The sequence below is a fragment of the Moorena sp. SIO3B2 genome (genome assembly GCF_010692525.1).
Lineage (GTDB): Bacteria > Cyanobacteriota > Cyanobacteriia > Cyanobacteriales > Coleofasciculaceae > Moorena > Moorena producens.
Genome location: NZ_JAAHHE010000036.1, coordinates 19,150 through 40,847, shown reverse-complemented (window position 1 = coordinate 40,847; position 21,698 = coordinate 19,150). Strand labels below are relative to the sequence as shown.

Genomic DNA, 21,698 nt, shown 5'->3' with positions numbered 1-21,698 from the left:
TTCAGCTTCATTATTCTATGCTAGGAGTCGTTAATCAGGAGCAAAGATTACCAAGGGTTCCCAATTAGGGTAAAAGCGCTCCAATAGTAGGGATGTCGTAACTCCACATCTGGCAACTTGGCTAAGGCTGGTGGTAAAGGAAAACTGCCCTGATCCGTTACCAACTGCCCTCTCTCCAGACGGACTGTACCCCTGAGCAGATTTAACTGAGCTTTCCGTATCGCCTCGGCTTTCACTGGGACTTCCTGTAATTTTTCGTAAAACGTTGTCATTAGCCCCAGGGTACCCTCATCGCTGACATACCAGAGACTTCCCAATGCGGACTTGACCCCCGCTAGCACTGCTAGACCGGCAAATCCTAATTCGGCTTGCTCGTCTCCTAAGGCAGTACGACAGGCACTTAAGACCAACAACTCTACCTTAGGCTTACTTAAGCCTAGTTTATGGAGCTGGTTAAGTTGCAGCTTGGTATCCCACAGCTGGATGTAGGAATTACTGGGCTTACCGGCTAGGAATTCACTATGGGTAGCCAAATGAACGATACCAAAGGGTTGTGAGGCACGAGCTTTTCTCAAATTTGCTACGGTGAACGCTTCGTTAAGTAATGCCTTTCCTGACCAGAGTTTTTCTGTAACCATCGATAACTCTACAGGAACGGCTGGTAATGGGTTTTTGTTCTTAAAGTAGGATGCTCCCATGGCCAAGACTTGAAATTTCCTAATGTCTACATAGTTCATGTTGGTTAATGATAGAGTTGGCATTAAACCAAGGCTATATCGTTCTACAATAAAACCAGTGCCATCATGGAGTGCTGCCATGGGTAAGGAGCGCAAACCAACGTCCATGATAAAGGCAAGATTATTTATTTTTTTGGCTTTTAGCTCCTGCTCTACCGGACTAATCAACCAACGATACAACTGCTGAGCCAAGGGTAGGTAGACATTTGCGCTTTCGAAATTGGTGATACTCTTTTGGAATTCCCGAGCAACAGAGAGAACTTGCGATCGCGTTGCTCCCTGCACCTGTTTTCTAATTACTGTTCCCGAAGCCGTAACGACTAGTAATTCGAGCTGTGTATCGAGATTTTCTTCCCAGTGTGACCTAGTCTTTTGCCGATTTTCCGTTGTCTCTCGTTCCGGTTTGGTTGACGTCAATCCCTTGGAATTAAATGGCTTTCCCTTGGTAGTTTCCGCTTTAAATCCCGGTTTAAAGAACAGGTAAATTATGGCAGGTTTGAGTCCAGTAATAGTTTCAATTTTGCCTAGGTGGGCTTGGGCTTCTTCCAGGGTAACTATGGGAGTTTTGCTAATGCCTAGATGTTTTTCAAACGCATAGGTGAAGCCTCCCTCAAGTTGTTTAACATCAGCTTCTGCTTCTAGGGTAGAGTTAGATAATTTCCTGGTAACTAGCCGTGGTTCCGATTGTGCCGGGGATTGACTACTATTAGTATTAGGAATCTCTGCTTCTAGGGTAGAGTTAGATAATTTCCTGGTAACTAGCCGTGGTTCCGATTGTGCCAGGGATTGACTACTATTAGTATTAGGAATCTCTACTTCTAGATTAGAGTTAGATAATTTCCTGGTAACTAGCTGTGGGTCCGATTGTTCCAGTGATTGAATACTATTAGTATTAGTAATTTCTGCTATAGGATTTGTTTCTATTGGATTGAAATTCATTTTGTTTAAATTCAGATCAGCTTCTCTTTTAGTAGACTGCTCTTCTATTTCATTGGAGTCGGTTTGAGTTGGCCTATTGGAATTTGGAATCAAATTGGTAGCCATTGCTTGACCTTGGCTAGTCAAATTTGAAGATGGCTCCCCAGTCTTAATTTCTATATCACCTGAATCTGAGATCGTCGAAGTCAAAAAGGATCCTGGGGGAAGAATGGTAGAATCACCTGTAGAAATAGCTCCCTCTGTACCATTAGTACTGCTATTTCCCACCTCAAAGGGGGTTTGCCCGTTTCCCCCATGACCGATGGTGATTTTTCCTCCACCATCTCCCCCAACTGTAGCAATGCTCACTGCTGTTTCTTTGCCCTCGATTAAGGTATTAAAGGTATCAGTGGCTGTAAACATATCTTCTGTGGTAATTTCCACATTCCCGCCTTTGCGATCGCTACCACCTTGGGCATTGATCCAGCTAACCTGAATATTACCGCCATCGAGGGTAACATCCCCTCCCTTGCCAACTGTTGCTGATGAGTTAAGCTCTTCCGTGCTCAGAGTCTCAGACGCTGTGATTGTAATCGCTCCACCATCTGTGTTGATATCACCTACAGTGACATTAACGCCATCAATGGTGATCTCTCTACCCAAAGTAGTGATCGATTGGGTAGGATCCATTGAAAAATCCCCACCGTCAATGCCATCAGCATTAGCAGTAAACTTTAGGGATAGGGGATTAGCACCACTAACCCCTTGATCAGAGAAGTTCAGAGAGACGTTAGGGGCAATGGTAATATCATTACTAGCGTTGAGAACAATGTTGCCCAAGACTTGTTCTAGGGCATTCGCGCTAAGGCCAGGTGTCCCCCCATCCCCGGACAAAATTTCCATCACATCAAAACCAAGGGGATTATCCCCTAGCTGCTGACCAGCAATCCCTGTCCCAGGTACAATAGTAATGTTATTGTGGTCGAATGTAATCGTGCCGTTTTGACCAACAGGGGCGGTGAGATCAACTTTTTTGCCATCAAAGATTAAAGTCTGTTGGCTAGATATCTCAACTGTCCCACCATCTGGTGTTTTATCACTTCCGGCCTGTGAAGTTTGCTCTTGAGCGCCACGGGCAGTAATATCCCCGTAGAATGCTGTAGTTTCCTCTGACCAGACAGTAACTCGACCTCCGTCTCTATCTGCCGCTTGTCCATCAACCTTAATCACGGAATCACGGCTGACAAAGGTGCGATTGGCATTTAATTTCACATTGTCTGGATTGTCTTGGGGGTTCTTCCCAATCCACACCTGGCCACCATTACTACCGGAAGAGTTAATCGTGGCATCAATTAGAGCAATGCGATCGCCTAATACTGTTACACTGCGTCGCCTAAGTTCTTGGTTGGAAACATCTAGGGTACCGGACACAATGGTTGTTCCTGTCTCAGTGGGAACTATGGTGCCAGAATCCGTCAGCTGTACTGTTCCATTGGAATTGGCACTGAGTCCGGTCTCAACGCCTTGGGCTGGTCCTGTGAGTAGCTCTGGTATATCTAGTGCGGTAATTAATGGTTGCCCATCTAGTGTACGAGGGGGGTCAATCTCTAGATTCAACAAATTTCCAGATTGAGAAATCTTAACCAAACTTTGCCCTGGTACAGCAGCGATAGTAATATTGCCTCCCGGTGCGTTCAGTTGCCCAGTGTTAATCACACTACCCCCGATCAAGGCGATCCGTTGATTGTCTGGCACTTCCAGGTCACCAGCGTTAATGATACTTCCAGGTTGGGCTAAATCAAAGGCAAAGCTAGTGGGCTCACCAATTAAGTCCTGGTACCTCTTATTGTCACCAAAGGCATCAAACCAATTCCCGTCCTCAAAGCCAATCCCAGTTGCTGTGGTTGCTGTAAAGGAAGCAGGGACATTCAGTCGAGCATCAGCCCCAAAAATAATCCCTGCTGGGTTCATTAAGTATAAGTTAGGGCTCCCATTACCGCTTATGATTTGAATTAGACCATTAATAATTGAGGGATTACCGCCTACGACTCGCCCCAAAATATTCCTAACCTGGGGATTATTAGGGATAAAATTGGCAATCTGACCGGAATCGAGTCCAAATTCCTCAAAACTGTGGAACAGATTCGGTTGATTGCTATTAGAGAGGCTACCACCAGTGATCTCGAAGCTTTGACCATTAGGAGTTACAATTGTCCCTGCACTGTCTTCTGCTGAAGTGATTTGTGCTATTGCTGGTAGCCCACTTGGGGAGAGCAACATGGCTACCCCCCAGGGCATGACTTGAGCTAGAGATAAGCGGTTGAGGAATGAAGGAGAGATTTTTCCCTTAGAGCCTTGAGGGGGGAAAATCTTGCCCTCTAGGGGACTGCACCGCCCTTGGTACTTAGAATTGCTGGGCTTGGGTCTTACTACCGGTTTCCCCATAATCTTCATAGCAACCCCTAACGTTCTCTGTCTATTAGTCATGCAGTGTAGTGTTCATGCACCTAGTTGGAAACAGCTGTAGCACCGATCCACTAGGGTAAGGCCATGGTAATTTTACTAATTTAAAACTAAAATAGCCATGGTAAAATAGCCATGGTAGGATAGCCATCCTTAGTGATCACTGATCACAGTAACAGAATAGGTGTAACTTATGGGATATTCTGTCTAGCTGACAACAGCTAAATGGTTGTCTTGTGGTACCTGCTGAGGTGCTTCTGCAGGTAATCCTACAATATCTTGGTACATATTGATATATTCCCTGGCTGACTTCTCCCAACTAAAGTCTTGGCTCATAGCTCGTTGCTGCAAACTCCGCCATTCTTTCTTGTAGCGGAAACCTTCCCAAGCCCGAACCATACAAGTATATAAATCTAACGGTTCGTAGCGGTCAAAGCAGTAACCCGTTCCAGTTTGGTTGATAGGATCATGGTGGGAAACCGTATCCACCAAACCGCCAGTACGTCGTACAATGGGAATACAGCCGTAACCCATGGCCAGCATTTGGCTAATCCCACAGGGTTCAAAGCGGGAAGGCATTAAGAATACATCACTACCAGCATAGATCCGTCGAGCTAGAGGATCGTTATAGAGGATTTGAGCAGACATTCGTCCTGGATAGCGGGATGCGATTTCCCACAGTTGGGTTTCATAGTAGCGCTCTCCCGTACCTAGGACTAAAAATTGACAATCGGTGTAAGCTAGGAAACCCTGTAAAACTTGCACGAGCAGGTCAATCCCTTTCTGTTCCACTAAGCGGGAAACCATACTGATCAGACAGGTATCGGGATTGATGGCTAAGCCGACTTCTTTCTGGAGGGCTACTTTGTTTTTGCTGCGGATGTCGAGAGTATCAGCGGTGAAGTTGTGAGGAATGTAGTTATCGGTTTCGGGATTGTAACTTTCTGTATCAATCCCATTGACAATTCCAACAGTTTTACCACTGATAAATGACAGCAAACCTTCTAAGGACTCACCGTATTCAGCAGTTTGAATTTGTTGAGCGTAGGTGGGAGAAACAGTATTTACCCGGTTAGCATACTGTACAGCTGCCGCCATAGTATTATGACCTTGCATATACCAGGGACACCAAGTCATTTCTTCTAAGCGCCAGCGCTGGGGGCCTTGATAAGCCAGGTTGTGAATTGTGAAAACTGTGCTGATATCTGATGATTGGTTCATCCAAACGGGAATCATGCCCGTGTGCCAATCATGACAGTGAATAACATCAGGCTTCCAGTAGTTCCAAGCAAACTCAGCTGCACCATTGGCAAATAGGGTGAATCGCCAGTCTTCATCATCTCCAGAGTAGATTTGGCGACCAGCAAAGGCAGCATGACCAAATAAATATAAGGGGACATCAGTCTTGGGTAGTAGGGTTTCAAACACATTGAAGTGTTGAAACATAGCATCACCGGACCAGACTGGTTCCTCTTGAATCTCCATTTTATCGGGCAAAAAGCCGTAGTAAGGCATGAAAATTCGGACATCCTGTCCCAATTGCCTCAAGGTTTTGGGTAATGATCCCACTACATCCCCCATACCGCCAATTTTCGCGATGGGAGCTGCTTCCGCCGCAACGAATAGAATCTTCATCTGTTAGTTGTAAATTATTGGTTGTTAGTGCCTAGGAAATAGCTGCAAGCTTGAAGGATGAAGTGCATTTGATCAAGCCTGAAACATGGAGCAGAACTTTTCAGGAATTGACCTTGAACTCCTATCAGACTTGATCGAAGAACCTTCAGCTTTCCGGCTATCAAGGCTTACTGTAGCCTGAGCAAAAATTCTACGGGAAAAGAAAAAGGCTATGGCTTAAAAAACCTTTTCCTTAGCCTTTTCCTACACTGAAAGCGGATCAGGAAAATTATAAAATCTATAACGCTTGGCACAGGAATTGAATTGACTTTTCAGCTATATTCCTATTCCCGCTCGATTTGAGCCAAAATTTCAGCCAAAATCTCTTGTGCTCCTTGTTTTTTGAGCTGTTCGGCAAGTTCGAGTCCCAAATTTTCTGCCTGACTCTGCTCCCCTTGAATGGTATCTTTGACAAGTTTTTGCCCATCCACACTAGCCACTATAGCTGTTAGGGTTAGGGTATTGCCTTCCAACTGAGTGTCTACACCGATGGGAACTTGACAGCCACCTTCGAGCGCCCTTAATAATGACCGTTCCGCGTAACAGCGTTGAGCAGTGGGGGGATGTGCGATCGCATTGAGCAGTTCTAAGACTTCTTGATCATCCTCACGGCATTCAATTCCCAAAGCCCCTTGTCCCACAGCATGGAGTGATATCTCTGGTGGTAAAATTTGGTGAATGCGATCGCTCATGTCCAGTCGTTTTAGCCCAGCTACTGCTAAAATTAGTGCATCGTAGTCACCAGCATCCAGTTTGGCCAGTCTGGTGTTTAGGTTACCTCTGACATCTTTAAAACTCAGATGGGGAAAATGGTAGCGCAGCTGAGCCAGCCGTCTGAGGGAGGAGGTTCCAATGATCGAGCCTTCTGGCAACGTTTCTATCTGTTTATCAAGGTGCTTTTGGTGCATTACTAAAGCATCGGCGGGGTTCTCCCGTTCTGTGACGCACCCTAACACTAACCCTTCTGGCAATCTGGTTGGCAAGTCTTTGAGGGAATGCACTGCAAAATCGATCTCATCCCTAAGCATTCCCAATTCCAGTTCCTTAGTGAATAACCCTTTATCCCCAATCTTAGATAAAGCCACATCCAGGATTTTATCTCCGTGGGTACTCATGGTCTGGACTTCAAACTCTCGATCTGGAAAATGCTTTTTCAGTTGCTCTTGTACCCAGTAAGTCTGAATCAGAGCAAGTTGGCTTTTCCGAGAACCGATGCGAATTGTCCGGGCAGGACTGGTAACGGTAGAGGTCATAGGGCTGTCAATTTCTACAAGGCAGATCAATTTACTTGTTCTAGACTACCGCAGAAGGTGACGTTTCCGTTTCCATTTCTGTAATTAGCTATTTGTCATTTGTCATTTGTCAAAAACTAAGGCGTAGTATATAGCATTTATCAAATAGGTGAGGTACACAAGTTTGAGATTTTAGGGAACTCGAATCCACCCTACCTTATTAAGGGTGGCAGGGAACTCAGAAGAGGGAACTTCGGATCAGGTAAAAAATCCTGTCTACCTCATTAATATGACAGCGGTATTCGCATCTTATTTTGAAATGCCTACTGGATATGAGAGTCATACGATTAGTATTTTTGCTTAGAAATTTTTAAATCTTTGTTAGGTGCGCTTTCCGGAGACGAAACCTTGAAGAGGGTCGCCTTATTACAAAAGTTTTAACCCTTTTACGTATAGCCAGTAACCCATAAAGGCGACCCTCTTCTTACGGTAACTTCGTTCCCGCATTAAGAATTTAATTCGCTACGGGTCGCACCTTTTGATGCAAAGCGCGAGTGGGGCAAACCACGGCAGTTGCTCATGGTTTGAACGCGCCCCGCGTCGGCAGGCCTTGAAGTTACCGTAAGAGAGGGTGGCCTTATTAAAAAATATTTAACCCTTTTCTGCATAACCTACTGACATTAAAGGCGACCCTCTCTAAGGTTTCGTCTCCGGGGGAACCCCCAAGACCGCATTGCCTCCCCGTGAGGCTACTGCATCGCTTTTGAGTAAGGCTTCTATAATTTAGATACCTTTGCATTGATTAATATGAGAACCACTATAACTCAATACTAATGACTCAAAATTTCACTACTTGAGTGGTGGGATGAGTTAACCTTTATCAGCGACGCCAAAATTTTTTTCAGTGATAGTATAGCGCTTTTTATCCTCATGAGGTACACATTTTTTTTTACCTCTTCCCTCTTCCGAAGTCCCTGCTCCGAACCAGCACACCGTGGCCTACGGCCTCAGTACCTGCTCCCTAAAACCCAAAAACTTGTACCTTACTAGATTAAAAACCGCTATATTCAAACAGACATCATGGCTTTGTAAACAATTGTATAGTCGCTGAGGGGGTGACATGCAAGCTGAAATCCTTACTGGGTAATATTTTCAGCCGATGTGTTACAAAAAGATACATGCTGTTTTGGGCTGACCTTGGATGTAGTTATAAGGGTTTGAGCTTGCCATTAAATCACAGGAGGGTCAATTTGGGAGTTTATCTTTTCTAAGAGAATTGGAATCAAAGGCTTATCTAGTAAGCTTTTCAGGGCTCATGTCACCCCCTCAGGTATAGTCGTTATGTTGAAATATATTGAGTTCACAGTAAATTTTAAGTTACTTATACTATTGTTGTACTAATTGGTTGAGGTGCAGTGTAATTGACTTAATCGGGAAGAGGTAAATGGTGGGAGGGAAAGAAAGGTGGAAATTACCACTAAACTTTCGAAATTTTTCCTAAATTTTGCCAATTTTATCTTGATTATCTAAATTTTACTTCTATGACCACAACTGCCCCAGAAACCAAGGCATATTCGAGTCTAAGTAATAGTGGTTTGTGTAAATAGTTAACGGGTTGACTCGAAAATATTTCCTTTACCCCCACGGAAATTCCTCCCCTAAAACGGTTTTATCCTGACTTAATCAGGGTGCTCGCTAGATTCGCGCTTATATAACATTGATTATTTAATAGTAGGTCACGTCGCCTGCGGTTGCTGAGGAAAAGGACCGTGAGAGGCTGATGGGTGCTTAAAAGTTAAAGATTTGCAAATAAATATTGCAGGAATTTAAGCAATGCCAAGTTTCAACACTGATAACCCCTGTATGCGAGTTGGTATATTGCATTCCTTAAGGGGAACTATGGCAATTAGCGAAGCCGCCCTGGTGGAAGCTGAGCTGATGGCGATCGCAGAAATTAACCAAACCGGAGGAGTTCTTGGTCAATATATCAAACCGATCGTTGAGGATGGGGCATCGAAGTCAGCGGAATTTGAGAGCAAGGCCAGAAAACTGATTCAAGAGGATCAGGTAGCCACAGTCTTTGGCTGCTGGACGTCTGCTTCTCGTAAAGCAGTTTTGCCCGTATTTGAGGTGTTAAATTCTCTGCTATGGTACCCCCTACAATATGAGGGTCTGGAATGTTCCCCAAATATTTTTTATACCGGGTCTTGTCCAAATCAACAAATTGAGCCAGCGGTGAACTGGCTGGTGAAAAATTACGGTAAGCGATTTTATCTGATCGGTAGCGACTATATTTTCCCCCTGACTGCCAACAAGATTATTAAAGCGCAACTGAAACAACTGGGGGGAACAGTGGTTGGGGAAGATTACATTCCTCTAGGCACTCAAGATATGGGTGAGGTGATCACCAAAATTAAACAAGTTCGACCAGATGTGGTCTTCAACACCCTTAATGGTGACAGTAATGTAGCCTTCTATCGCCAGTACAAATCCTCTGGAATTACAGCTGATCAGATTCCGATTATGGCAGTGAGTGTGGCTGAGGCGGAACTGCAAAGGATAGGGGATACAGCGGCGGGACATTATGCCAGCTGGAGCTATTTCCAGAGTCTGGACACTCCTAATAATCAACGGTTTGTCCAGAATTTTCAGCGTCGTTACGGAGCTAACCGAGTGACTAGTGACCCCATTGAAGCTGCCTATGCTCAGGTTTACCTCTGGAAACAAGCCGTGGAATCCGCTCAATCATTTGAGGTAGACCGGGTAAGGGTGGCAGCTTATGGTCAGAAATTTGATGCTCCGGGAGGATTAATCCAAATCGAACCCAATCACCATATTGGCAAAGAATGCCGGATTGGACGGATTTTGCCGACTGGACAATTTGAAATTCTGTTTACCAGTGAACGTCCGATTAAACCCCTACCCTGGTTAGGGGTTGAAACCTGTAACTGTGCCTCAGATGCACGAACTCACCAATACAATGGGTCGGCTAGGGCCACACCATTGATCGAACCCTACAGCACAAATGTGGTGATTGAATTATTGGCTGAGGTTGCTCAATGGATTGAAAAAGCTAGGTATCTAGAGACCAATGCACAAGCATTAGAAATGGCAACGGAACAGTTGAAACATGAAATAGTTGAGCGGCGACGAATTGAAGCAGAACTCCAGAAAGCCTTCGATGAGCTGGAGCTCAAGGTTGAACAACGCACAGCTGACTTAAAAGCATCTAATGCTCAGCTTATGATGGAGGTGCGAGAGCGTGAGCAAGCTCAAGAAGAACTCAGGGCAGCTAAAGATCAGTTACAGGCAGTGTTGGAAGCGGTACCAGGGATTGTCTCTTGGATTAGTTCGGATTTGCGCTACTTGGGTGTGAATCGCCATTTAGCCAAAACTTTTAACTTGTCCTCAGAGGGGTTTGTGGGTCAAGACATTGGGTTTCTTCAGGCTAGCTCAGAGTTTAATGACTTTGTCAAGGAGTTTTTTGCTAGCCCAGAGCAAGATGCTTGCCGAGAGGTTTTTGCTATTGTTAATGACGAAAAGCGAAACTATGTAATTGTTGCCCAGAAGTACCATCAAGGCTCAGCCGCTTTCACCGTTGGGATTGATATTACCGAACGTCAGCAGGCTCTTGATGACCTGCGCAAGACCAAAGATCAGTTACAGGCCGTGTTGGAGGCAGTACCGGGAATTGTCTCTTGGATTAGTTCGGATTTGCTCTACTTGGGTGTGAATCGCCATTTAGCCAAAACGTTTAACTTGTCCTCAGAGGGGTTTGTGGGTCAAGACATTGGCTTTCTTCAGGCTAGCTCAGAGTTTAATGACTTTGTCAAGGAGTTTTTTGCCAGCCCAGAACAAGATGCTTGCCGAGAGGTTTCGGCTATTGTTAATCACAAAAAGCACAATTATGTGATTGTTGCCCAGAAGTACCATCAAGGCTCAGCTGCTTTCACTATTGGGATTGATATTACCGAGCGTCGGCAAGCTGAAGAAGCCCTGAGGCAAGCTGAAGCGAAATATCGCAATATTTTTGAAAATGCTGTAGAAGGCATCTTCCAAACCACCCCCTCAGGACGTTACCTCAGTGCTAACCCAGCCTTAGCTCGCATCTATGGTTATGAGTCCCCAGAAGTATTAATTAATACTGTCACGAATATTGAGCAGGAACTTTATGTTGATCCGAACCGTCGCTCCCAATTCATCCAGTTGTTGGAAGAAAATGGTACCTTAGTGGATTTCGAGTCCCAAGTCTATCGCCAGGATGGCAGTTTGACTTGGATTTGCGAAAATGCCCGTGCCATTAAAGATGAGCATCGCAATCTGCTCTATTACGAAGGTACTGTGGAAGACATCTCTGAGCGTAAGCAAGCTCAGGAAGCCTTGCAAAGAGCCAATGAAGTGTTAGAAACCCGAGTGGAGCAACGGACAGCAGCACTACGGGACGCCAATCATCAACTACGGATTGAGATTGTAGAGCGCAAACACATCGAAGCAGCACTACGTAAATCCGAAGCTGAGTTGCGGGTGCTATTTGGGGCGATGACCGATGTGATTACCGTTTTTGATGCTCAAGGACGATACATGAAAGTAGTCTCCACCAATTCTGAAGTTTTATATAGTCCAACGACCGAACTACTTGGTAAGAGTGTCTACGAGGTTTTTCCCCCCAAGCAAGCTGAACTTTTTGTCACCCATATCCGGCAAGTCTTAGATACTAAACAAACCCTGAATATAGAATACAGCTTACCTATAGGAAATTATCAAGTAGGAAGTATTAAGGATGAAATTAGTTCTAACTCAGACTTGAATGGCCACAAACTTTCGGACTTCGATTCCAAGAATATAGGGCATCACACTAACAAATATTATCACAATTCATCCGATTATGAAAAATTTTCGGAATTCAATGGCCAAAAGCTAGTGGAGCAAACTGAAAAACCCTTTCATACTTCACACTTTAGAGGTGATAATTCCCAGGTGTGGTTTGCTGCGAGTGTCTCACCCCTGCCAAACAATTGTGTGATTTGGGTCGCTCGTAATATTACAGAGCGCAAACGGGTTCTAGATGCACTTCAGGAAGCTGAAGAGAAGTATCGTAGCATCTTTGAAAATGCCGCTGAGGGGATTTTTCAGATTACACCAGATGGGCGGTATCTCAGTGTCAATCCAGCTTTAGCTCGGATGTATGGCTACTCTTGCCCAGAAGAAATAGTGGCTAAAGTGACCGATATTGAACAGCAACTCTATGTCAACCCCAACAGCTATGCTGAGTTTATTGCTGCGGTTGAGGAGCATGGTGCTATCTCTGATTTTGAAGCTCGGGTTTATCGACAAGATGGCCAAATCATCTGGACGTCTCAGAATGCTCGTGTTGTGGGTGATACTCAAGGGAAACTACTATACTACGAAGGCACTGTAGCCGACATTACCAAGGGCAAACAGGCAGAAGCAGCACTGAGAGCTGAACAAGAAAAGTCGGAACACTTGTTGTTGAATATTTTACCTCACTCCATCGCCCAACGATTAAAACAAGAGCCAAAAGCTATTGCGAATCGCTTTGACGAAGTAACAATTCTGTTTGCTGATATTGTGGAGTTTACCAAGCTTTCTGCTCGCATCTCTCCCACAGAATTGGTTAATCTACTTAATCAAATTTTCTCAAGCTTTGACCAACTAGCGCAGCACCATGGATTAGAGAAAATTAAGACCATTGGAGATGCCTACATGGTGGTTGGTGGTCTACCAAACCCTAGGGATGACCATCCAGAAGCGATCGCAAACATGGCATTGGATCTCCAACAGGAAATTAGTCGTTTCCAGCGGCATGATGGGGAACCATTCCGCCTGCGCATCGGGATTAACACTGGTCCTGTGGTAGCTGGGGTGATCGGTATCCAGAAGTTCATTTATGATTTGTGGGGCGATGCGGTTAATGTGGCATCTCGGATGGACTCTCAAGGGGAACCTGGGAGAATTCAAGTTACTGCTAACACTTACGAGCGTTTACGAGACAAGTATTTGTTTGAAGAGCGAGGGATTATTAATGTTAAGGGCAAAGGAGAGATGATCACCTATTGGCTGACTGGAAGAAAGTAACTCATTGTTGAAGGTTGTTCGCCCTTGGCGTCCGAAGTAGGGTGGGTTGAGGGTTGAAGGTTGAGGGTTGAAGGTTGAGGGTTGAAGGTTGAGGGTTGAAGGTTGAGGGTTTAAGGTTGTTCGCGTAGCGTGGCCGAAAGCCCAAGGTTTAAGGTTGTTCGCGTAGCGTGGCCGAAAGCCCAAGGTTTAAGGTTGTTCGCGTAGCGTGGCCGAAAGCCCAAGGTTTAAGGTTGTTCGCGTAGCGTGGCCGAAAGCCCAAGGTTGTTCGCCTTTGGCGTTCCCGTAGGGTAGGTTGACCGCCTGCCGATCTTTGGGGGGATCAAAGCTTGACTGTTAACTAGCCCTTACCTTATTAATCCTCCATCTGCTTCTGCTTTTGGATAGAAATTTTTAGCCAGGTGTTCCTTGACGGAGTCTGATGGGAATCCTAGAGGAATAAATATTTCTGATTTACTAAAATCTAGGTTAACCATGAGCAGAGTTTCTGTTACCCAACAGATTGGTTTGATGTTAGGTATCTCCCTGGTGTTCGGTAACTGTTTGGCCAGTCGCAGTCTTGCCCAAACACTGTTTGAACTTGATGGTCGTGCTTACTTGGTGGGAGCTGATGGTGCTTTCCTGGGTTTAGTGTCTAGTAACCCTGTGGATGAAAAGTCGATTTGTAATCAGCTAGGGGATTATGGTAATCTGTCGGGCGTTGATAGTGTGTGGAATCGGGAGGGAAATTATGGCAGTTCTCACTCACACCTCAGTGCCTATAACCCCAGCACAGAATTACCCCCTGCAATTTATTACAGAAAGGCTCAAATCGGTTTTTTGACGGTAAACCCACAAATCGAAAATTCTTTTGATCCTGATCTGTTATTCCAGGCTTTCTGTCAGTGACAGTAAACGGCGGTTTTCAGGAATCACCCTTGCTCCCCTTCTTTAACAAACTAAGGAGGGGAGAAACTATCTCTAACTGTCCAGAATCCCAATAAGACCGCTGTATTATATAGTGTAATAGCCGGTGAAGCAAGTGTTTAATTTTACTTACGAATGAAGAAATCAGTGTTGTGGTCAATTGCCCTATTTTCAATTGCCCTATCTGTACCTTTAGTCTTAGCGAAATCTCTGTCACCTGGCTCTGAGTTAGAAACATCTTCCTCAACCTCTTCTGCTCCAAATTCCCCAGATCAAGTTTCCCCTGAATCGGATGGGCTGGCTAACAACGAGGAGACTCCCACATCCGAACTAACCTCTACCGCCACAGATCCAAAACCATCCCAATCTCCTACCCCCAAGGATGAGAATTCTACTGCTTCTAACTCACCACCCTCACCAACCCTAGCCCAAACTAAAGCTACCCAAGCATCAACCGCTAGCAACCAGGGCACGAAACAAGCTACTGCTACTACCAAGGATAAATCCCAGGATAAATCGGATAAATCAGCCAAGACTGAGTCTTCTAATCACAACAACCAGCCGCCCAGCCAGTCTGAAGCGGCTACCAAAAATCAGCAACCAGCAGCAAAGCCATTGAATGATGCTCCGATCCTAGAAATGCGAGTTGCTGTAGCTAATGGTGTTAAGTCTCTGGTAGTGGCTACCTCAACACCGGGTGAGTTGCTGGATGCTAGGGGTCAGCCCCTGGGTAAACTAACCGCCAATCAGGGAAGTAATGTTAAACCATTAGGGGACTATATTCAAATTGGTAACTATAAGACCCCCGCAGGGCTTTGGGTGAAGCCCACAAATGGAGGGTATGTATTAGTAGGAAACCGGTGGTATCGAGGGGATTTGCTATTGATTTCTAAGGGAGATAGCATCTTGGCAGTAAACTACGTTGACCTTGAGCTTTACCTGACTTCGGTGGTGGGAGCGGAAGTGTATCCTAGTTGGCCAATGGCAGCTCTCAAAGCACAAGCCATTGCTGCTCGCTCCTATGCTTTGGTTCATGCGATTCGACCCGCTAGTAAATTCTATGATTTGGGAAACACTCAGCGTTGGCAAGTTTACAAAGGAATCAAATATGAGTGGAACACCACGGCTCAGGCAGTTCAAGAAACTCGCGGCATTTTTCTAAGTTACAAAGGTGGGGTGGTAGAATCCTTGTACGCGGCTTCTGACCATATTGTCAAAAATGTATTTGGTGGTCAGGGTATGAGTCAAACCGGAGCTCGTGACTTGGCTAAGCAGGGTTACACGTATCAAGAAATTTTAGGCAACTATTATCCAGGCACTAGTTTGGCTTGGATTGATACTGTTGAGGCGGATTACGATTAGAGTTTTGTGGCAATTCAGCAACCATATTCTGGAAATATGTGGATAGAATAGATATTTTGTTGTTTTCCACAGGGTGAAACTATCATGAGCCGTGCTGAAAAAGTTGTTCTAGCATATTCCGGTGGCGTAGATACTTCGGTTTGTATCCCTTATCTTAAAGAAGAATGGGGAGTCAAAGAGGTGATCACCCTAGCCGCAAATTTAGGTCAGGGAGATGAATTAGAACCAATCAGACAAAAAGCTTTGGACGCTGGGGCAACAGAATCCTTGGTTGCTGATGCTACCTACAGCTTTGTCAAGGACTATGCGTTTCCAGCAATTCAGGCTAATGCTCTTTATGAAAGTCGCTATCCCCTCTCTACTGCTCTGGCTCGTCCCCTGATTGCTAAATTATTGGTGGAAACTGCTGAAAAATATGGTGCAGATGCGGTAGCTCATGGTTGTACCGGTAAGGGCAATGACCAGGTGCGTTTTGATGTGTCGATTATCGCCCTTAACCCCAACTTGAAAATATTGGCACCAGCTAGGGAGTGGGGGTTCTCTCGTGAAGACTCGATCGCATATGGTGAGCGCTTTGGTATTCCCTCACCAGTCAAAAAGTCTTCCCCCTACAGCATTGACCGTAACCTGCTAGGGCGCAGTATTGAAGCGGGGGTGCTTGAAGATCCGATGGTAGAACCACCAGAGGAAGTTTATGCCATGACAAAAGCGATCGCAAATACGCCAGATGAGCCAGAATATATTGAAATTGGCTTTGAGCGGGGTGTCCCCACTATTCTTAACGGTAATCTCCTTGACCCCGTGACTTTTATTAGTCAACTGAACGAGTTGGCTGGCAATCATGGTGTGGGACGGATTGACATGGTTGAGAACCGGGTAGTCGGTATCAAAAGCCGAGAAATTTACGAAACACCAGCCCTATCGGTGTTGATCCAAGCTCATCGTGACTTGGAAAGTCTGACCTTGACTGCTGATGTTACCCAGTACAAGCGAGGGCTTGAAGACACCTACAGTCAAATGGTCTACAAAGGCTTGTGGTATAGTCCTCTTAAGGAGGCTTTGGATGCTTTCATTCAAAAAACCCAGGAGCGGGTATCCGGTACAGTCAAGGTTAAACTTTTCAAGGGTAATGCCATAATTGTAGGGCGTCAGTCAGAGAATTCTCTCTACACTCCGGAACTGGCTACCTACACCTCGGAAGACCAGTTTGACCACAAGGCGGCTGAAGGTTTCATCTACTTGTGGGGATTACCGACTCGGGTGTGGTCAGCAAAAACCAGGAGTTAGTAATTTTGGGTTACGGTAATTGGCTAAGGTAATCCTTAACTACCAATTACCGATTGCCCTTAGCCAATCTCAATTAATCCCCGATCTCCAATTTCTGTCTACGAGACTCCAACCATTTAGGAACAACAATCGAGCCAATCACCAAGATCAGAGCAACAATCGCAAATTTAGATACCGAAGAGATTAATAGTTCCAGAGGTATCAAGCGTCCGCAAAAGTAGGATAAACTTACCATCACTGATGCCCAGATCGTAGCACCAGCGAAATTGCATAAGAGAAATTTCGGGTAAGGCATCTGAACAATCCCTGCCATTGGACCAGCAAAGATCCGCAGTACTGCCACAAATCGACCAAAAAAAACTGCCTTAGCAGCGTTCTTACGAAATTCGGTTTTAGCCTCTGTCAGTTGTGCTTCTGTGATCCGGACTAAACCCCCAATTCGCACTAGTAATGGCCAACCACCGATTTTCCCAATCCAGTAACCACAGTTATCTCCTAGGACAGCACCAGCGATCGCAGAGCATAGGACTACCCAATAATTGAGTTCGCCGCTACCTGCGAGGAAGCCACCTACCAGGGTAATGGTTTCTCCCGGTATGGGTACCCCAGCGTTTTCCAGGGCAATCCCAAAAAAAACTGCCCAGTAGCCATAGTCGTTAGCTATGTTCTGGACCGTTTCCAACGATAAAAGCTCAAAAGACATCCAGCGTTACAAAAATTAATCCTTTTTAATATCTTGGCTCGATCGTCTCTTTTGTGTCAATTAAAGCAGTATTATAGAAAATACTGGACAAACACAAACAGAAGCAATCCGAGCTTTTATCAAAAGCTTGCTCAGTAAAATTAAAACTTGACTGGCGATTAATCCCATGCTGATATTAGGTGCATAGTGGAGCTTCTCGCCAGAGTAGCTAAAATTCACAAAGATATCAGGTTGGTACCAGCTCACCAGGACGAAGCTTTGCCCACTTCCCAGTTTCCTGCTTAAAGCTATTACACCCCACAACGTCCCATTCCATTTCGATTATATCTTCAGTAGAACGGATATTGACATTGATGGTGGGCTCAACCGCTTCAAAGTTGGGAGATTCCGTCAGGTGAGGTACCTGATGCTGGGTTTCCACAGCATGGTATGTAGTACAGCGGTCTACGTAGTGGCAGTTAATGCAAATACACATTGCTTAAACTCCAATTCCTTTATTTTAGCATAGCTCAAACCAGACATTTCTTGAGTAGCTTATAGGATAAAATAGTTAACTATTAGCTACTTTGTTTGCTACTTTATTTTCCAAAAAATTTCTGTTTCCGATTCCGAAGTTGCGATGTTCTCTATTCGATTTTAGCACATATTGATATATAGTATTCATTCTGAGATTTCAGAAAATGACTAATGACTAATTATCAAACTGCTCTATCACCCCAAAATTGGCCGTTTAACTGGGAGTTACTCCCTTCTGACGCTTGCTTGGTGGGTGGTGCGGTTAGGGATGCTGTGATCAACCGACAGTCGGATTACCTAGACTTAGACTTTGTTTTACCCACTAAAGCAGTACGGTCAGCCAGCAAGCTAGCAAGACGTTATAAGGCCGGATTTGTGGTGTTGGATGCCCAGCGTCAAATAGCTAGGGTAGTGTTTGGCAACGCAACAGTTGACTTTGCTCAACAGGACGGGGATAGCTTAGAGGCTGACTTACATAGGCGGGATTATACGATTAATGCGATCGCATTTAATCCCCACACCAAGGAATTCATTGATCCATTACAGGGTATCTTGGATTGCCGTAAAGGCATAATCCGGATGGTGTCACCAGAAAACTTACAAAAAGACCCATTACGATTACTGCGGGGTTATCGACAAGCCGCTCAGTTGGGTTTTCAGATTGACCCAGCCACCCAGTCAGTGATTAGAAAGCTAGCACCGTTATTGAGCAAAATCGCAGCAGAACGGGTACGGACAGAATTGGGCTATCTCCTCAAGTCACCTCAGGGTGTACCTTGGCTAAAAGCCGCCTGGGAGGATAATGTGTTACGACCATGGCTGCCTGATGCCACGGCTGAGGGTTTAGAGCACATGGCAGCAGTTGACCAATCCGCTGTGGTACTGGCAGAAACCTGGCCTAAGCTTGGGGTGGAATTGAAATTACAGGTGACTAAGCATTCTTTATCGTTGCTAAATCTGGCTAAGCTAGCAAATTTATTATCATCAATACCAGCAGTTGCTGAACAACAGCTGTTAGCTCTAAAGTACTCTCGTGTTCAGACTCGGATAGTAGTCAGGGCAATCCAACATTTGCCCCAACTGCTGTCTTATACTACTGCCAAGGATATCCCATTACGGGAGCAGTATTTCTTCTTTCTTAACGTTGGAGCTGTCTTTCCTGTGGTAGCGCTTTTGGCAGTTGCCAGGGGTATGGCTGTGGATACTATAGCACCGTTGATTGAGCACTATTTGAATCCCAATGACCAGGTTGCCCATCCGACACCACTAGTTACTGGTAAAGATTTAATCAAATCCCTTAAGTTATCCCCTAGTTCTAAAATTGGTGAGTTACTGACTGAGATTCAAATTGCACGGATTGAGGGCAATATCAATAGTATTAAAGGTGCTCTGGAATTTGCTGCCAAGCTCGACTCAATAAACTGTGGCTCTGAAGATAAAGACAAATAACACATGATATTAAATCCGATTAACTTATTATCATAAGCTATCAGCTATCAGCTATCAGCTTTTTAATAAAATCAGCTGACCGTTGACCCTTCTGTTGAAATCCTCAGCAAAGTTTTTAGTTAGAATTGGAGGCTATCAGCAGTCATTTTGACCGCCGATTGATAATTCGATCCAAAATAAACGCAGCGATCGCACCAACTCCAACACCAATCAAAATATGAAATACCACAAACACTACACTGTAACTCAAGCAAGGGTAGAATCCAGCTTCAGGGCAATCTAAGGATCCCTTCCGGTCTAGTTCGATCAGGATGGCTTCTAGAGGTTGTTTAGCGTCGGTTTGGGAAGAAATACCACTGACCGCTAGGCCAGTACCGACGAAGGTGATCCAAAGTTGTAGTCTTTTCTCCTGTTTCTCAGCTTGTTTGTCTCGGGCTCGATCAGCCTCTTCCTTATCTCTGAGGGCTTTTTCCAAAGCGCGATCGCGTTCTGCTTGTTCAATTTCCACAATACCTCTGATTGAGGAAATCGCTTTGTCTAACAGTGCGGAGCTATGGGCAAAATAGCTTAAGTTTATTTGAATTTGATTTTGATAAGTAGGGCTGATTTTATGCTCAAATACTGACAAAAAGCTTAAATCTTCATCCTTTGGTAATTTTGCTTTAATTTGTTGAAGCTTTTCGGAATAATTGTGAGCATTAATCTTCATTGTCAAGCTATAGCTTTCTAACTGTCTCAGCCAGTCTGAATAGTTCAAGTCTAGCTTCGGCAGTATTCTCAGCTTCTTCTTAAACTCCAACAGTTCAGCTTCAGATAATACAGCAACTTTCGCCCCCCTAGCCCCCCAATTTTGGGGGGAACTTGAGTTAAAGTCCCCCAGAATTGGGGGATTTAGGGGGCTTGCAGCTCTCGGTAGTGAGGTCAATTCATCTGGCTGTAAGCTCTGATTATCTTTACTTTGGGTGGTTTCATTGATAATTTGTTTAATGTCTTGATATCCTTGGTAAGCATCACTATACACTTCCCTGCTGATTTGATAAGCTTTAATTACTTTTTGGCGATCAAAAAATAAATCAATAAAGTATTGATAAAACCAGCAAAAATTTTCCTCCGCTCGGGCAGCATAGTTGCCATTGATATCTTCTCCTAAAAATAGCCAAACAAAAATTTTGCCATAGTCTTGAGATTGATCAGGAATGCCATATTCAAAAATCGGACTACCAAATAATTGACCTTCTTGATAAAGCGGTGGACAGTTATCCTGATCGTTTTCCCCAAGAAAATTCTGCACACACTGATCAGCTATCTCTTTCCATACATGGGAATCTTGCTGCTGCTTCTGGGGTAGCCAAGCAGTTAGTAACAGAATTTGTCCTAGGGAACTGTTAATGTTACTGGGAAGAAAGCACTGGTCTGGATTAAAATCCTTGAATACAGTCAGGTCTACGTCTTCAGTTTTCTGATTATTCTCAACTTCAGGAATCCGAATATTTAAACCAAGAGCATAACTATCATAGATCTGGAGTGGACAAGCTTGACCAGTAATTTTTATTCTTTTGCCATGATTGAGAGATAATTTACCCTCCAAAGGTAAGAGAATATTATCCTTGGTGGCTCCTTTTAGTAAAGCAATGCGGGAACCTTCTGCAACGTCTCTCAGGTCTAGCTTCTGTTGAATTTGGAATTTAGCACAAATCTGATCGTACTTGTGCCAAAGTAGTTTGCTGTCATAGTCGGTGTCTGCTTGGGAATCACTACTAGATAGATTCCTAAGATGGAAGGCAAAGAGATGAATATTAGGTGCGTAGATTTTATAAGTCATTGTTTGACATTTTTAGTAGCTATTCAGCTGTCAGCCGTCAGCCGTCAGCCGTCAGCCTTCAGATTATTTTATTCAATAGCTGTTCGCGTAGCGCATTAGCTGATAGCTGATAGCTGATAGCTGATAGCTGATAGCTGATAGCTGATAGCTGATAGCTGATAGCTCAATGCTTACCCTTGTTTTGATTGCTTACTCTTGTCTTGATTAGTTTTAGCTTTAATAATTTCTTGGTTGGTTTGTCGCAGTTCAAATAGGTTTTGAAGAATACTTGCTTCGGAATTAGGCGGAGGCTCGGGTGACTTCTTTAATTCCTGAGTAGTTTGAGCAAATTTGCGTATAGTTTCTGTAACTTTTGTATGGTTTTGGAACCAATTTTTGAGTAAATTAACTAATTCGCCTTCTGTTTGAGTGTCTAAAGCTGCTAAAACTTGGTCTAAGTCTTGCAAGTCTTCAAGTTCAAACTTTTCAGAGTGAGTTTTGAGTACTTGCGGAAAAACTTGGATAATTTTTTTAAATTTCATATTTTTTTTTGTTTA

14 protein-coding genes are annotated in these 21,698 nt (G+C 44.4%); 5 read left to right on the top strand and 9 right to left on the bottom strand.

Annotation, left to right across the window (positions count from 1 at the left end; translation table 11 throughout):
* Positions 1 to 47: 47 nt before the first annotated feature.
* The 3 genes from F6K38_RS11635 to hemC form a co-directional block, all read right to left on the bottom strand.
* Entirely contained in the window at positions 48 to 4,142 is a 4,095-nt protein-coding gene (locus F6K38_RS11635) for a CHAT domain-containing protein (RefSeq protein ID WP_287356646.1), read from the bottom strand.
* 183 nt (positions 4,143 to 4,325) lie between these two features.
* Complete coding sequence (glgA, locus tag F6K38_RS11630; protein WP_008180891.1) at positions 4,326 to 5,753, bottom strand: glycogen synthase GlgA; 1,428 nt, start codon at positions 5,751 to 5,753, stop codon at positions 4,326 to 4,328.
* A 323-nt stretch (positions 5,754 to 6,076) separates the two neighbouring features.
* Positions 6,077 to 7,045 carry a hydroxymethylbilane synthase gene (gene hemC, locus F6K38_RS11625; protein ID WP_008180892.1) on the bottom strand — a complete coding sequence of 323 codons (969 nt, stop codon included), beginning with the start codon at positions 7,043 to 7,045 and terminating at the stop codon, positions 6,077 to 6,079.
* A gap of 1,812 nt (positions 7,046 to 8,857) precedes the next feature.
* Here hemC and urtA point away from each other — a divergent pair.
* On the top strand, positions 8,858 to 13,120 hold the full coding sequence (gene urtA, locus F6K38_RS11620) for an urea ABC transporter substrate-binding protein (RefSeq protein WP_044492408.1): 4,263 nt from the start codon (positions 8,858 to 8,860) through the stop codon (positions 13,118 to 13,120).
* Between the two features lies 1 nt (position 13,121).
* Here the strand turns inward: urtA and F6K38_RS11615 are convergent, their stop codons facing one another.
* Positions 13,122 to 13,265 carry a hypothetical protein gene (locus tag F6K38_RS11615; protein ID WP_193374690.1) on the bottom strand — a complete coding sequence of 48 codons (144 nt, stop codon included), beginning with the start codon at positions 13,263 to 13,265 and terminating at the stop codon, positions 13,122 to 13,124.
* Between the two features lie 199 nt (positions 13,266 to 13,464).
* Positions 13,465 to 13,593 (bottom strand): hypothetical protein, encoded by a 129-nt coding sequence (locus F6K38_RS11610; protein WP_008180894.1) that lies wholly within the window; start codon positions 13,591 to 13,593, stop codon positions 13,465 to 13,467.
* Between F6K38_RS11610 and F6K38_RS11605 the strand changes: the two genes are divergently transcribed.
* The 3 genes from F6K38_RS11605 (at position 13,592) to F6K38_RS11595 (ending at position 16,672) form a co-directional block, all read left to right on the top strand.
* Complete coding sequence (locus tag F6K38_RS11605; RefSeq protein ID WP_287295579.1) at positions 13,592 to 14,005, top strand: hypothetical protein; 414 nt, start codon at positions 13,592 to 13,594, stop codon at positions 14,003 to 14,005. The genes F6K38_RS11610 and F6K38_RS11605 overlap by 2 nt on opposite strands.
* Positions 14,006 to 14,158: 153 nt before the next feature.
* Positions 14,159 to 15,385 carry a SpoIID/LytB domain-containing protein gene (locus F6K38_RS11600; protein WP_287249238.1) on the top strand — a complete coding sequence of 409 codons (1,227 nt, stop codon included), beginning with the start codon at positions 14,159 to 14,161 and terminating at the stop codon, positions 15,383 to 15,385.
* Between the two features lie 84 nt (positions 15,386 to 15,469).
* Entirely contained in the window at positions 15,470 to 16,672 is a 1,203-nt protein-coding gene (locus F6K38_RS11595; protein WP_008180902.1) for an argininosuccinate synthase, read from the top strand.
* Between the two features lie 73 nt (positions 16,673 to 16,745).
* Here the strand turns inward: F6K38_RS11595 and F6K38_RS11590 are convergent, their stop codons facing one another.
* Both F6K38_RS11590 and F6K38_RS11585 read right to left on the bottom strand, forming a co-directional pair.
* Positions 16,746 to 17,375: a DedA family protein gene (locus F6K38_RS11590; RefSeq protein ID WP_287249241.1), complete on the bottom strand. Its 630-nt coding sequence runs from the start codon at positions 17,373 to 17,375 to the stop codon at positions 16,746 to 16,748.
* Between the two features lie 226 nt (positions 17,376 to 17,601).
* Positions 17,602 to 17,850 (bottom strand): Ycf34 family protein, encoded by a 249-nt coding sequence (locus tag F6K38_RS11585; protein WP_044492409.1) that lies wholly within the window; start codon positions 17,848 to 17,850, stop codon positions 17,602 to 17,604.
* Between the two features lie 212 nt (positions 17,851 to 18,062).
* Between F6K38_RS11585 and F6K38_RS11580 the strand changes: the two genes are divergently transcribed.
* A complete protein-coding gene (locus F6K38_RS11580; RefSeq protein WP_287249244.1) occupies positions 18,063 to 19,340 on the top strand; it encodes a tRNA nucleotidyltransferase/poly(A) polymerase-related protein in 1,278 nt (425 codons plus the stop codon).
* A gap of 142 nt (positions 19,341 to 19,482) precedes the next feature.
* Here the strand turns inward: F6K38_RS11580 and F6K38_RS11575 are convergent, their stop codons facing one another.
* Together F6K38_RS11575 and F6K38_RS11570 are read right to left on the bottom strand one after the other, a co-directional pair.
* Positions 19,483 to 21,162: a hypothetical protein gene (locus F6K38_RS11575; RefSeq protein ID WP_287356644.1), complete on the bottom strand. Its 1,680-nt coding sequence runs from the start codon at positions 21,160 to 21,162 to the stop codon at positions 19,483 to 19,485.
* Positions 21,163 to 21,332: 170 nt separating this feature from the next.
* Positions 21,333 to 21,683 (bottom strand): hypothetical protein, encoded by a 351-nt coding sequence (locus F6K38_RS11570; RefSeq protein ID WP_287249247.1) that lies wholly within the window; start codon positions 21,681 to 21,683, stop codon positions 21,333 to 21,335.
* Between the last annotated feature and the right edge of the window lie 15 nt (positions 21,684 to 21,698).